The organism is Streptomyces albiflavescens (assembly GCF_014645835.1).
In the GTDB taxonomy this organism is placed as follows: Bacteria; Actinomycetota; Actinomycetes; order Streptomycetales; family Streptomycetaceae; genus Streptomyces; species Streptomyces albiflavescens.
Map to the genome: position 1 here is coordinate 94,865 of NZ_BMMM01000017.1, position 13,144 is coordinate 108,008.

The 13,144-nt window shown below is 71.7% G+C and carries 13 protein-coding genes; 8 read left to right on the forward strand and 5 right to left on the reverse strand.

Annotated features, from left to right (window positions below):
• Positions 1-29 precede the first annotated feature (29 nt).
• On the reverse strand, positions 30-788 hold the full coding sequence (locus tag IEY95_RS36525) for a peptidoglycan recognition protein family protein (RefSeq protein ID WP_189190490.1): 759 nt from the start codon (positions 786-788) through the stop codon (positions 30-32).
• 494 nt (positions 789-1,282) lie between these two features.
• Between IEY95_RS36525 and IEY95_RS36530 the strand changes: the two genes are divergently transcribed.
• Positions 1,283-2,467 carry a MarP family serine protease gene (locus IEY95_RS36530; protein WP_189190491.1) on the forward strand — a complete coding sequence of 395 codons (1,185 nt, stop codon included), beginning with the start codon at positions 1,283-1,285 and terminating at the stop codon, positions 2,465-2,467.
• A gap of 3 nt (positions 2,468-2,470) precedes the next feature.
• On the opposite strand, the gene IEY95_RS36535 is transcribed toward IEY95_RS36530, so the two are convergent.
• Complete coding sequence (locus IEY95_RS36535; RefSeq protein WP_189190492.1) at positions 2,471-3,256, reverse strand: SDR family NAD(P)-dependent oxidoreductase; 786 nt, start codon at positions 3,254-3,256, stop codon at positions 2,471-2,473.
• 250 nt (positions 3,257-3,506) lie between these two features.
• Here IEY95_RS36535 and IEY95_RS36540 point away from each other — a divergent pair, with 250 nt between their 5' ends.
• Positions 3,507-4,211 carry a TetR/AcrR family transcriptional regulator gene (locus tag IEY95_RS36540; RefSeq protein WP_189190493.1) on the forward strand — a complete coding sequence of 235 codons (705 nt, stop codon included), beginning with the start codon at positions 3,507-3,509 and terminating at the stop codon, positions 4,209-4,211.
• A 67-nt stretch (positions 4,212-4,278) separates the two neighbouring features.
• Here the strand turns inward: IEY95_RS36540 and IEY95_RS36545 are convergent, their stop codons facing one another.
• Positions 4,279-4,767, reverse strand: coding sequence for a GNAT family N-acetyltransferase (locus IEY95_RS36545; RefSeq protein ID WP_189190494.1), 489 nt, complete (start codon positions 4,765-4,767; stop codon positions 4,279-4,281).
• A 72-nt stretch (positions 4,768-4,839) separates the two neighbouring features.
• On the opposite strand from IEY95_RS36545, the gene IEY95_RS36550 reads away from it, so the two are divergent.
• Both IEY95_RS36550 and IEY95_RS36555 read left to right on the forward strand, forming a co-directional pair.
• Positions 4,840-5,757, forward strand: coding sequence for a TIGR01777 family oxidoreductase (locus tag IEY95_RS36550; protein ID WP_189190495.1), 918 nt, complete (start codon positions 4,840-4,842; stop codon positions 5,755-5,757).
• Between the two features lie 355 nt (positions 5,758-6,112).
• Complete coding sequence (locus tag IEY95_RS36555; protein WP_189190496.1) at positions 6,113-7,504, forward strand: NAD(P)/FAD-dependent oxidoreductase; 1,392 nt, start codon at positions 6,113-6,115, stop codon at positions 7,502-7,504.
• 12 nt (positions 7,505-7,516) lie between these two features.
• Here the strand turns inward: IEY95_RS36555 and IEY95_RS36560 are convergent, their stop codons facing one another.
• Positions 7,517-8,956, reverse strand: coding sequence for an NsdA family TPR-like regulatory protein (locus IEY95_RS36560; protein ID WP_189190497.1), 1,440 nt, complete (start codon positions 8,954-8,956; stop codon positions 7,517-7,519).
• A 296-nt stretch (positions 8,957-9,252) separates the two neighbouring features.
• Between IEY95_RS36560 and lipB the strand changes: the two genes are divergently transcribed.
• From lipB to IEY95_RS36580, 4 genes are all read left to right on the forward strand, one after another.
• Positions 9,253-10,050: a lipoyl(octanoyl) transferase LipB gene (gene lipB / locus IEY95_RS36565; protein WP_189190498.1), complete on the forward strand. Its 798-nt coding sequence runs from the start codon at positions 9,253-9,255 to the stop codon at positions 10,048-10,050.
• Between the two features lie 117 nt (positions 10,051-10,167).
• Positions 10,168-11,133 carry a lipoyl synthase gene (gene lipA / locus IEY95_RS36570; RefSeq protein ID WP_189190499.1) on the forward strand — a complete coding sequence of 322 codons (966 nt, stop codon included), beginning with the start codon at positions 10,168-10,170 and terminating at the stop codon, positions 11,131-11,133.
• Positions 11,134-11,510: 377 nt separating this feature from the next.
• Complete coding sequence (locus IEY95_RS36575; RefSeq protein WP_189190500.1) at positions 11,511-11,708, forward strand: SCO2195 family GlnR-regulated protein; 198 nt, start codon at positions 11,511-11,513, stop codon at positions 11,706-11,708.
• An 81-nt stretch (positions 11,709-11,789) separates the two neighbouring features.
• Entirely contained in the window at positions 11,790-12,491 is a 702-nt protein-coding gene (locus tag IEY95_RS36580; protein WP_189190501.1) for a DUF4191 domain-containing protein, read from the forward strand.
• A gap of 117 nt (positions 12,492-12,608) precedes the next feature.
• On the opposite strand, the gene IEY95_RS36585 is transcribed toward IEY95_RS36580, so the two are convergent.
• The gene (locus IEY95_RS36585) at positions 12,609-13,076 is read right to left on the reverse strand and encodes an RDD family protein (RefSeq protein WP_189190502.1); all 468 of its coding nucleotides are present in this window, start codon (positions 13,074-13,076) and stop codon (positions 12,609-12,611) included.
• Positions 13,077-13,144: the final 68 nt, after the last annotated feature.

Sequence of the window (13,144 nt, forward strand, 5' to 3'; positions counted from 1 at the left end):
GGTATGGCTGTGTCGTTGTTCGAAGAAACTCACCGGCCCTGCAGGCGGGCCGCTCGGTCCCGTATCTCCGGGAGGCGGGCCGCCAGCGCCGCACCGGGGCAGCTGGTCATGAACGCCTCGCTGTGACCCGCCACGGTGGGCAGCACGGCATCGGCCCCCGCGTGGAACCGACTGAGACTGTTGCTGGACACCAACCGCACCGTCGCCCGCGGATCAACCCCGGACAACCCGAGCTTCCACGCCGCGAGCGCGGCAATCGCCTCGGTCATCGCCCGCGGCACCGACGTCCCCGCCGTGAACGTCCCGATCGCCGCGACCCCGGTGGTCCGATGGTTGAAGCCCTGCGTGTGCGCCCCGGTGACGGGCCGGTCGATGCCGCCCGCGCGGCCCTCGTAGATCGTTCCGCAGCGGTCGACGAGGAAGTTGTAGCCGATGTCGTCCCACTGCCGGGCGCCGGTCTGGCCGGCGTAGAGGTAGCGGATGATGCGGGGCGTGTCGGCGCAGTCGTACCCGTTGGGCGAGTCGGTGTGGTGGACGAAGACCGCGACGACCCGGTCGTCGTAGCGGGGCGGCGGCTGGGCGTGCGCGCTCGCGGTGTCCAGCCATCGCGTGCGCGGCAGGATGGTCGGCCGGGCCGCCGGGTGCGCGGCCGCGGCAGGCCGCGCGGCGACCGGCGGCCGAGCGGCTCGGGCCCCCGTGCGGTCCACCCCGACCGCGCACATCACCAGCGCCAGCACGGCGGCCAGCCCGGGCACACAGCCGAGCGCCACGAGGACCGTCCGCGGCATCCGCTCGCCCCACGGGAACCGTGCCCATCGCACGGCCCGCCCCGACGACGTCGCCCGAACCCCCCGCGAAAGCCGCACACACCACGACGCCCACGTCCATCGCACCGTTCGCCCGGACCATGGGACCCGCGCTTCCCACGAAAGCCGCGGCCGCCCCGTCCCCGACCGCCGTACACCCCACGGCACCCGGGCTCCATGCAGCGCGCGAGCCTCGCGGGAATCACGCGCCCGGCGCCCTCGGGCCGCACGCGACACGCGTCCCGCACCCCGGCTTCGTGCCCCCCGCGTCTTCCGGAAGACACGCATGGACCCACCCTGGCCCCGATCCGCTCCATCCGCGATGTGTGCTCTGCCACCCGGTGGAACCATCGTCCGGGTCCGGGACGTTTTTACAGGTCCACGCACGTGTGGCCGTTTTCGCGGCGCCACGCGTGCGTGCCTGATCACTGAGCCTGCCCCGCGCGTACTAAGGGGCCCGAGAGAAAGGCGGCTCCGTGGACGTGCTCGACCTCCTGCTGATGCTGGTGATCCTGGTCTACGCGGCGTCGGGCTACCGCCGCGGCCTGGTCGCCGGCTGTGTCTCGCTGGCGGGTTTCGTGGGCGGCGCCGTCATCGGCGTATGGGTGCTGCCGTGGATGATGGACCTGGTCAGGGCGGGGACCCAGGCGGCGACGGTGACGGCCGTGCTCACGGTGCTGGTGCCCGCGGTGGTGGGCCACGAACTGGCGGGGCGGCTGGCCCTGAAGCTGCGCCACGAGCTGGACCGGGGGCCGCTGCGGGTGGCCGACGGAATCGGCGGGGCCGCGGCGAACACGGTGGCCGTGCTGCTGGTGGCCTGGGTGGCCGCGAGCGTCCTGGGCGCGTCCTCGTCGACCGTGGTGACGCAGTCGATCCGCAACTCGGCGCTGCTGGGCGCCGTGCAGAACGCGATGCCGGAGACCACACCCACCTGGTTCTCCCGCGCGACCTCCGCGCTCACGGAGGCGGGCTTCCCACAGGTCTTCAACCCGTTCGAGAACGAGCCGACGGCGGGCGTCGCGAAGCCCTCCGGGGACAGCGTCACGGTGAGCGCGACGAACGCCGCCAAACTGAGCACGGTGAAGGTCGAGGGCGTCGCCGGCAACCAGGGCCGTGAGGGCAGCGGTTTCGTCTACACGTCCGAGCACGTGATGACCAACGCCCATGTCGTGGCGGGCATCGACCGGCCGACCGTCCGCGTGGGCGGCGTGGGCCGCTCGTACGAGGCCAGGGTCGTGCTCTTCGACGCGCAGAAGGACGTCGCGGTCCTGTACGTCCCGGGTCTGCGGGCGCCCGTCCTCGGATTCGACGACAGTGCCACGCGCGGCAACTCGGCGGTCGTGGCCGGTTACCCGCAGGACGGCGGCCTCGACCTCCAGGCGGCCACCGTCGCGGGCCGCATCGACGCGACGGGCCAGAACATCTACAACACGGACACCGTGACCCGCGAGATCTACTCGATCCGCTCCACCGTCCGCCCCGGCAACTCGGGCGGCCCCCTCCTCACCACCGACGGCAAGGTGTACGGCGTCGTCTTCGCCCGCTCGACCTCGGACGACGAGACGGGTTACGTCCTGACGGCGGACGAGGTCGGGGGCGACGCCCGGCGGGCGGCGAACGCCACCGCCCCGGTCGACACGGGCGACCTCGTCACCTCCTAGGCCTCAGAAGTGGGTGCCGCCATCGATGCGGACCTCGGTGCCGGTGATGAACCTGCCGTCCTCCGAGGCGAGCATCGCGACGACACCGGCGACGGCCTCGGGGCCCGCGAAGCCCTCGCCGAGCGCCGGCGCCAGCTTGCCGAACAGGCTCCAGTCGGTGTCCTCCGGCAGCCCCGGCCCGAGGCTCTGCCCGCTGGCGCCGGAGCCGTCGGTCATCCCCGAGGAGATCGAACCGGGCTGTACGGCGGTGAAGCGGATGCCCTGCTTGCTGTACTCGCTCGCCAGGGCGTGCGTCATGGACTGGATGCCGCCCTTGGACGCCGCGTACGCCGCCATGTACGGGTGCGCGAACATCGCCGAGGTGGAGCTGAAGTTGACGACGGCGGGGCTCTCACCGTGCAGCAGATGCGGTATCGCCTCGCGGATCATCAGGAAGGTGCCGGTCAGGTTGACGGCGATGACCTTGGTGAAGTCGGCGAGCGTCGTCTCATGGGTGTGCCCGGAGCGCAGGATCCCGGCCGCGTTGACGAGCACGTCGAGCCCGCCCAGGGCGCCTGTGGCCTGAGTGATTCCGTCCCGTACGGACACCTCGTCGGCGACGTTCACGACGACGGTGGTGAGCCGTCCGGTGTCGGCGCCCGCCTTGGCGACGGTGTCCTCGAGTCCGGCCTCGCTGACGTCGGCGGCGACGACCCGGCCGCCCTCCGCCAGCATGCGCAACACCGTGGCCTGGCCGATTCCGGAGCCGCCTCCGGTGACGATCACGCGACGTCCTGCATAGCGGTTCATGGTGTGGCTCTCCCAGTCTTCCCGGCGCGGTACCGGCGCTCTCACGGCGGTGTACCGGCACTCTCACGAAAGCGTTCGGCGCGTTCACGACAGCGTTCCGGCGCACTCCCGCGTCGCACCGACGCACTACCGACGCACTACCGGCGTCTCACCGGTCTCTCAGAGCGGTCGGCGCGGGGTGTCCCGACGTCGACCTGCTCGATACGCTTACACAGTACGTCGATGTGACACGTTTTGCCATCACGGCGAAATGTGCTCCCGCACACTGCTCGGGCGTACGCTTTCTCCCGTGAACCGCCAGCCGTCCCGCGCGCCCGAGCCCCCCGCCCTGTCCCTGACCGAGCGCCGCAAGGCGGCGACCCAGCTCGACATCGCGCGCGCCGCCGCCGAACTCTTCACGGAGTACGGGCCGGACGGCACCACGGCGGAGGACATCGCCCGCCGCGCCGGGGTCGCGCTGCGCACCTTCTACCGCTACTTCCGCAACAAGCAGGACGCCGTGGGCCCGCTGCTCGCCGCCGGCGGCGACCGCTGGCGCGCCCTGCTCGCGGCGACGGAGCCGGGCACGGCGGTGCCCCAGGCCCTGGAGAAGGCGATCGAGGAGGCGCTGTGCGCCCCGGACGAGCACGCGGCGGAGGGCCTGCACCAGACCCGCGCGCTCCTGCGGGCCGCCGTGGACGATCCGGCGCTGCGGGCCGTCTGGTACCGGGTGAACCAGGAGTCGGAGGAGCGGCTGATCCCGGTGGTGGCCCGGCTGGCCGGCGCCGACGCGGACCCGGTGCAGGCGCGCCTCGCCGCCGCCGCGGCCACGGACGCGATCCGGGTCGCCCTGGAGACCTGGGCGGAGACGGACGCGGCCGTCGAGGGCCCGGGCTCGCCCGCCGAGCTGGCGGTCCGCTGCCTACGTCAACTCATGGGCGGAATGGGCCCGTTGCTCGCCGACGGTAAGGGCTGACCGGGCTCCCCGACAGGCGTCCCCGGCGGCGCGCACGGATCGACCGGCGCCACGACGTGAGGGCTGATCAGAGAGAGCGCCCCATGAGTACGTCGTCCACGTACTCACCGTCCAGCAGGAACTCTTCGGGCAGGATCCCCTCCACCACGAACCCCTCGGACTCGTACAGCTTGCGTGCCGGGGTGTTGTGCCCGAGGACGCGCAGCGTGATGCGCCGGGCGCCCTGTCGGCGGGCCTGGTCCTGTACGGCGCGCAGCAGCGCGCGTCCGACCCCGGCGCCGCGCGCCTCCTCGGCGACGGCGAGTCCCTGGATCTGGCGCACATGGGCGTTGGAGGCGAGGGGGGTCGGAAATCCCAACCGGATGTAGCCGACCACCGTGTTGTCGATCTCGGCGACGAGATGGTCCCGCGGGCCGAACCGATCGCTGTAGAAGGGCTCGTACGGCGGCCGCGGGCGTGGCATGACGGCATGCACCGGGGACCAGGTGTCGCGGTCGAGGCGGCCGAGCGCGTCCTCGTCTTCGAGGGTGGCGGTGCGTATGTACGGAGCTGACATGCGGATCACTGTACGGCGGCCATACGGGGGCCCGTCCCGCGATTTTCCCGGCCGCCCGGGCAGGATGGACCCATGAGCGACTCACCCCTTCCCCCCGGTTCCCGCATCGCGATCGCCGGTGCGTCCGGCCTGATCGGCTCGGCGCTGGCGCGCTCCCTGGCCTCGGACGGACACGAGGTGGTCCGTCTCGTACGCCGTGCGCCTCGCGCGAAGGACGAGGTCCAGTGGGACCCGGAGGCGCAACGGATCGACGCGGCGGGGCTCATCGGCTGTGCCGCGGTGGTCAATCTCGCGGGGGCGGGAGTTGCTTCGCGGCGCTGGACGGAGGCGTACAAGCGGAAGATCCGGGACAGCCGGGTGCTGGGGACGGCGACGCTCGCCGAGGCGGTGGCGTCCCTTGACGAGCCGCCGCGGGTGTTCGTGAACGGGAGTGCGATCGGCTTCTACGGCGATACGGGTGAGCGGGCGGTGGACGAGTCCGCTCCGCCCGGGGACGGGTTCCTTCCCTCCTTGTGTGTGGAGTGGGAGGAGGCCACGGGCGCGGCCCAGGAGGCGGGCATCCGCACCGCCTTCGCCCGTACGGGGCTGGTGGTCGCCCGCAAGGGTGGGGCCTGGGGGAAGCTCTTCCCACTCTTCAAGGCGGGTGTCGGCGGGCGGATGGGGGACGGTCGCCAGTACTGGAGCTTCGTCTCCCTCCATGACGAAGTGGCCGCGATTCGGCACATCATCGACACGGAGACACTGTCGGGGCCGGTGAACGTGACAGCCCCCGATCCCCTGACCAACCGTGAGATCACCGAGGCGATGGGGCGCGTCCTGAACCGCCCCACCCTCTTCACCACGCCGGCCCCTCTCCTCCGCCTCGCTCTCGGCGACATGGCCGGCGACATCCTCGGCAGCCAGCGCGTCCTGCCGACCCGCCTCGTGGAGTCGGGCTTCACCTTCGCGTTCCCGTCGATCGAGGGGGCGTTGCGGGCGGCCCTGGGCTGAGAGGTTCTTTCGCCCCCTCCGCCCCTGCCCATTCCCGTCCCCTGGGGGCTGCGCCCCCAGACCCCCGCCAAAAGATCGCGCAGTTCCCCGCGCCCCTGAAAAGGGGCACGGGGAACTGCGCGAACGGGGTCCGGGGCTGAGCCCCGGTCGGGTCGGGCAGGGGCGGAGGGGGCGAGAAAACCCACCCCCACCCCCCGCCGGACAGGTACATGCACCCCCCATGCGCCCGTGCACGCCCGCCACGCGACTTCCCCCCGCTGCCGACACGCCACACCCTCGACCCGAACTCGGGTATCCCCGACGCCTGTTGGGGGCATGACGTCCCCACCGGCCGCGCAACCTCGAGGAGGGGCACGTGCTAGAGCCCGCACGCCAAGCCGCGGACATCGCGGAGATCGCGGAAGACGTGGACGTCGTCATCGTGGGAGCCGGAGTAGCCGGCCTCGCGGCCGCCCTGCATCTGACCAGGGCGGGTCTCACCACCACCGTCCTGGAAGCCGGCCCGAACGTCGGCGGCCGAATGTCCACGGAGAAGGTCGACGGCTTCCGGCTGGACCGAGTGGGCCGGCTCCTGTCCACCTCGTATCCCGAACTGCGCCGCACCCCGGGCCTGAACGCCCTGACCCTGCGCACGTTCTCCCCGGGCGTCCTGCTCCACAGCGACGGCCACCACCATCGTGCCGCCGCCCCCACCACCCCCCGGAGCGCAAGGGGCGCACTCACCACCGCACGCGCCCTCGCGAGCGCCCCCCGGCTCCCCCTGGCCCGCCCTCAGCGTGGAGCGCCACGCCCCGGCCCCCTCGGCGGCCCGCTCGACCAGTCGCGTCTCACCGCCGCCCTGGCCCGCCTCGCCACCACGCCACCGGACGGCCTCCTCGCACGCCCCGACCGCACCGCCGCCCAGTCGTTGACCACCCGGGGCCTCCCGGCCCGCACGGTCGACGGTTTCCTGCGCCCCCTGCTCGCCGCGCTTCTGTGCGATCCGACCCTGCAGACGTCGAGCCGTTGCGCGGACCTCGCCCTGCACTCCTTCGCGACCGGCCGCCTGTGTCTGCCGGAGGGCGGTGCGGACACTCTCCCCGAGCTTCTCGCGGCCGAGTTGCCGCCGGGCACGGTCCATACGGGCGTCCAGGTCACCGCGGTCTCCACGACCGCCGTGACGACGAAGGACCACGGCGAACTCACCTGTCGTGCCATCCTGCTCGCGACCGGGGCCCGCGCCGCCGCCGAACTGCTGCCGGGTCTGCGCGTTCCCGCCTTCCACCCGGTGACGGTCCTGCACCACACCACGGACGAGCCCCCGCTCGCCGAACCGGCGCTGCTCCTGGACGCCGACCGGAGCGGCCCGGTGGCGCACACCGGGGTCATCAGCCAGGTCGACCCCACGCGGGCTCCCGCGGGCCGCGTCCTCATCTCCTCGACCGTGCTGGGCATGCCACCGGCCGCGGCGCACCTGGACGCGACGGTCCGGGCCCAACTGGCCCGCCTCTACGGGACGTCGACCGCCCGCTGGGAACTCCTCGCGGTCCACCACGAGCCGGAGGCGGTCCCGGCGATGCCACCGCCGCACGACGTGCGCCGCCCGGTACGGCTGCTGGCGGGCCTGTACGTGTGCGGCGACCACCGGGACACCAGCACCCTCCAGGGGGCGCTCCACTCGGCGCGCCGGGCCGCCCACGCCCTTCTGAGGGACTTGGGCGCCCGGCCGACCCCGTGGGAGGAACCCTTGGAGACCGCCGCGGCCTGAGCCGCCTCGGCCTCAGGCCAGCGCCGCCACCTTGTCCCGGTATCCGCGTACGGGCGCCGCGTCCTTGTAGGGCTCCAGGCGGCGCTCGAAGTCCCGTACGTACTCGATGGCCCGCACCGACCGCATCTCCACCGCCTGCCCGGCGGCCTCCGCCGCCAACTGGCAGGCCTGGTCGAGCTCCCCGAGCCCGAGCCGTGCCGAGGCGAGCACCACGCGGCAGAACAGCCGGCTGCGCGCATAGCCGGGCGCCCGCAGTTGCAGCGAGCGCTCGGCGTGCTGCGCCGCGGCGCGAAACTGCGAGAGGTCGCGGTGGCAGTGCCCGAACTCGTCGGCGAGCTGTGCCTCGTCGAAGAACCGCGCCCAGTAGGGGACTTCGTCGCCGGACCGGGACGTCTCCAGCGCGCGTTCGGCGCGGACGAGGGACGCCGTACAGGCCCGCACTTCCCCCAGCACCCCGTGCCCGCGCGCCTCGACGGAGTGCAGCAGTGCCTGCACCACGGGCGGCACCGCTGATCCGACACCCTGCTGGGCGACCCGCGCCAGCTGCACGGCCTCCCGTCCGTGGCCCAGGTAGACGGCCTGCCGGCTCATCGTCACCAGCACATAGGAGCCGTACGCCCGGTCCCCGGCCGCCTGCGAGAGCCGCAGCGCCTGGACGAAGTACCGCTGCGCGAGTCCGTGCGCGGCGATGTCGTACGAGGTCCAGCCGGCGAGCCGGGTGAGGTCGGCGGCGGCGGCGAACAGGCGCCGCCCGGTCTGCTCCCCGTACGCGCCGCGCAGCATCGGCTCGGCCTCGTGCTCCAGATAGCGGACCAGGGCCTGGCGGGCGTGGCCGCCGCCGTAGGCGTGGTCGAGGGCGCGGAAGAGTTCGCCCACCGAGCGCAGCGCGGCGATGTCGCCGCCGGTGACCTTCTGGCCGGGACCGCGCTCGGTCTGGCTGCGCTGCCGGGGCACGGCGGGGCGTCCCTGCGCGGGGATGCGCGAGGGCCCCGGGTCGCCGCGGCCGACCCGGTCGTCGGCCCGCCCGATCAGCCAGTCCCGGCTCGGGACGACGAGCCCCGCCGGGGTGAAGGCGATCTTGCGCAGTTCGGCATGGCTGCCGGAGTCCTTGCGCCACAGCCCGCTGACGATGTCGACGGCCTCCTCGGGGGTGGCGGCGAACTCCAGACCGGCGTACACCGGGGCGCACGCGTCGAGTCCGAGATCCTGCGCGGTGAGCCGACGGCCGAGACGTCGGGTGAACACCTCGGCGATGAGCGCGGGCGTGGTCCCGCGGGGCTGCTGCCCGCGCAGCCACCGTGTCACCGATGTCTTGTCGTATCTGAGGTCAAGTCCGTGTTCGAGGCCGAGCTGGTCCACGCGACGGGCGAGACCTGCGTTGGAGAACCCCGCTTCTGCGATGAGCGCGGCGAGCTGGCGGTTGGGGGTGCGCTGCGCGGGTCGTTCCGTCATCTGCGGTGCGGTCTCCTGCCTTCGGACCCCCAAGTCGACTCGGGGAGGTGTGAGCGCGCGCTTACGCCTCCCCGAGGCCGCTCGGTGCCCGGATTGCCTGTGAGCAGCCCTTATGGCCTCGTGAACGGCGCGAATGTAGCGGAGCGTAAGTACCTCATCGCACACTTCGACGTTCATTCATCCGATCGTGTGAGGATTGGCCGCAGGGCTGACGAGTTTCGGCCGGACGTACAGTGGCGTGGGCGCGTTACGTGCCTTACGAGGGTTTCTGAAGGGCTTCTAGGGAGGCGCTTGCCGTGAGTGAGTTGCGGTTCGTCCGCATGGGATTCGGTGCCGAGGCCGTCGAGTACCAGGAGGCGTGGGACGAGCAGCGCCGTGTGCATGCCGCCCGTTTCCTGGACGAGGTCCCTGACACCTGTCTGCTCCTGGAGCACCCGCCGGTCTACACGGCGGGCCGGCGCACGGCGGACAACGAGCGCCCCCTCGACGGCACGCCCGTCGTCGATGTGGACCGCGGCGGCAAGATCACCTGGCACGGCCCGGGCCAGCTGGTGGGCTATCCCATCCAGAAGCTGCCCCGGCCGGTGGATGTCGTAGCACATGTACGCCGCCTGGAAGAGGCACTTATCCGTACGTGTGCGGAGTTCGGCCTGGAGACCACCCGCGTCGAGGGCCGCAGCGGGGTCTGGGTGCTCGGTGACCCGGTCGAGCAGCGCCCCTCGCTCGGCGGGCTCTCCCTCGACTTCGACCCGCGCCTGCAGGACGAGGAGTTCGACCCGCGGCTGAACGGTCCGGAGTACGCGCCGTCCAACGCGGGCCAGCGCCGCGAGGACCGCAAGATCGCCGCCATCGGCATCCGCGTCGCCAAGGGCGTCACCATGCACGGCTTCGCCCTGAACGTGAATCCGGACAACGCGTGGTTCGACCGCATCATCCCGTGCGGGATCCGCGACGCGGGCGTCACCTCCCTCGCGAACGAGCTGGGCCGCGACGTGACCATCGGGGACGTTCTCCCGGTGGCCGAGAAGCACCTCCGGGACGTCCTGGAGAACGCGGACCTGAAGCCACGGGTGGTGGAGCGGACGTCGGCCTAGGGCCTTTTCGGCCCCGGGAATGCACCCCCGTTCCCGAAGGTTGCCCACCCCGGGGAGCAGGAACCGCACGGGCGTACCCTGGTGTACGCCGAAGAATCGAAGCTACAGGGAGCCGATGTGTCCGCAGTCGCACCCGACGGACGCAAGATGCTGCGCCTGGAGGTCCGGAACAGCCAGACCCCCATCGAGCGCAAGCCCGAGTGGATCAAGACCCGGGCGAAAATGGGCCCCGAGTACACGAAGATGCAGAGCCTCGTGAAGAGCGAGGGCCTGCACACGGTCTGCCAGGAGGCGGGCTGCCCCAACATCTATGAGTGCTGGGAAGACCGCGAGGCCACCTTCCTGATCGGCGGCGACCAGTGCACGCGGCGCTGCGACTTCTGCCAGATCGACACCGGCAAGCCCGAGGCACTCGACCGTGACGAGCCGCGGCGTGTGGGCGAGTCCGTGGTCACCATGGACCTCAACTACGCCACCATCACCGGCGTCGCCCGCGACGACCTGGAGGACGGCGGCGCCTGGCTGTACGCGGAGACGGTCCGCCAGATCCACGCCCAGACGGCCGGCCGCGAGGCGGGCCGCACCAAGGTCGAGCTGCTCGCGCCGGACTTCAACGCGGAGCCCGACCAGCTCGCCGAGGTCTTCTCCTCGCGTCCCGAGGTCTTCGCGCACAACGTCGAGACGGTTCCGCGGATCTTCAAGCGCATCCGCCCCGGCTTCCGCTACGAGCGCTCGCTCAAGGTCATCACCGAGGCCCGCGACTACGGCCTGGTCACCAAGTCGAACCTGATCCTCGGCATGGGCGAGACCCGCGAGGAGATCAGCGAGGCGCTCCGGCAGCTGCACGAGGCGGGCTGCGAGCTCATCACGATCACGCAGTATCTGCGCCCCTCCGTGCGCCACCACCCCGTGGAGCGCTGGGTCAAGCCGCAGGAGTTCGTGGAGCTGAAGGAGGAGGCCGAGGAGATCGGCTTCTCCGGCGTCATGTCGGGCCCGCTGGTCCGCTCCTCGTACCGCGCCGGGCGGCTCTACCAGATGGCCGTCGAGAAGCGGGGCGCCTACATCGCCTCGCAGGCCGTCTGAGACGACGTAGCCTCGCAGGCCGTCTGGAGACGACGTACGACCGGTCCGGGACGCCCGTACGACCGGTCCGGGACGTCGTAGGACCGAGGCGGTCCGACACGCCGGACAACACAAGCGGTGGCACTCAGTGCCACCGCTTGTGTGTGAATCGGCACACAAGCAACTCCCCCCTCACTTCGGCCCGTTCGACGCGGTCCCGGCCGTCCCCGCAGATGGGGACGCCGTTTGGAGCACATCAACGTGCGCGCCCGCCACATCAAGGTTTCATTGGTGTTTGACCGGTCGGTCACGCCCTGGTAACACCAATCAGTGACCCTGGTCTTACGCCACGTACCCGTCCCAGCCAGAGCCGCCGATCCCGAGGGGGGACCTCCATCATGCAGGCCGCGCCCGTACGCGCCACCGCCATTCCGTCGTTCACCGATGCACTCCGTGCCGTCGAGTCGCTGCTCATGAGCAGCGGTCAGCGCACCGCCCGCCGCAATGCCTGGACCTCCGTCCTGGAGGACCGCCGCCGTGCCAAGGACAGGGTCGAGGCACAGCGCGTACTGGAAGCCGTCGCGACGCGTTCGTGAGCGCCGCTCCCCCCGGTACCGCGGGCCGCTCTCCCGGTACTGCCGTCGTCCGCCCCTCCCGGGCCACGTAGACTTCGTCGCATGGCGAGGAAGGAAACCGCAGCGGACGCTGCTGAACCCGGGCGACTCAAGCAGATCGCCCTGACTTACAAGATGACCCGCAAGGCCGACCCCAAGATCGGTCTTGTACTCGCGGCTGTCGGAATTCTCACCCTCGGTGTCTTCCTCGCGATCGGCTTCTTGATCGGCCACCCGGTCTATCTCGGCATTCTCGGCCTCCTGCTCGCCTTCCTCGCGACGGCGATCGTCTTCGGGCGCAGGGCCGAGCGAGCCGCCTTCGGGCAGATGGAGGGACAGCCGGGCGCGGCCGCGGCCGTTCTCGACAACGTCGGCCGAGGCTGGACCACCACCCCCGCGGTGGCGATGAACCGAAGCCAGGACGTGGTGCACCGGGCGGTCGGCAAGGCCGGCATCGTGCTGGTCGCCGAGGGCAACCCGAACCGGGTGAAGAGCCTGCTGGCCGCCGAGAAGAAGAAGATGGCGCGGATCGTCTCGGACGTTCCGGTGCACGACATTCTCGTGGGCACCGGCGAGGGCCAGGTGGAGCTCAAGAAGCTCCGGACGACGATGCTGAAGCTGCCGCGCGTCCTCACCGGCCCGCAGGTCACCGCGACCAACGACCGGCTGCGCGCGATGGGCGACCTGATGAGCAACATGCCGCTTCCCAAGGGTCCGATGCCGAAGGGCATGCGGATGCCGCGCGGCGGTCCGAAGGGCCGCTGACATCCCTCCTACTCGAAAGGGGGCGCCCGGATTCTCCGGGCGCCCCCTTCGTCGTAGGGACCCTCTCAGGAGTCGTACGGACGCTCTCTGGATACGGACGCTCTCTAGAGACGCTCTCTAGATACGGACCTCGACCGTGCCTGCGGCACGGTCGTGCAGGCCGCGGCCGTCGCGGTCCCAGATCAGGGCCGGGACGGCGAGGAACAGCAGGATCGTACGCAGCAGGGCGCGCAGCGGGTTGACGCGACCGGTGCCCAGGGACACCACCCGCAGGCCGAAGAGCCGCTTTCCGGGGGTGAAGCCGAGCGAGCCGACCGTGAGGACGATCAGCACGAAGAGGATGAGCGGCGCCCAGACCTGGGCCGCCCGGTTATAGCTGTCCGTGACCAGCCCGTATGCGATCAGCAGGCACAGGCCCCAGTCGACGGCGAGGGCGCCGAACCGGCGCCCCGGGCGGGCGATCGAGCCCGGTCCCTGCTCCGGCAGACCGAGCTGCTCGCCCCGGTATCCGAAGTCGACACCGGCTTCCTCCGCCGCCGCGCGGGGTCCGGAGAGCCACGATCCGATTGCTTGCCTGTTGTCCACCCGTCCACGGTACTGCGCCCGTTTTGGCATGCGGACAGGAGGGGCCGGACCGGCCCAGGTCGGTTAAC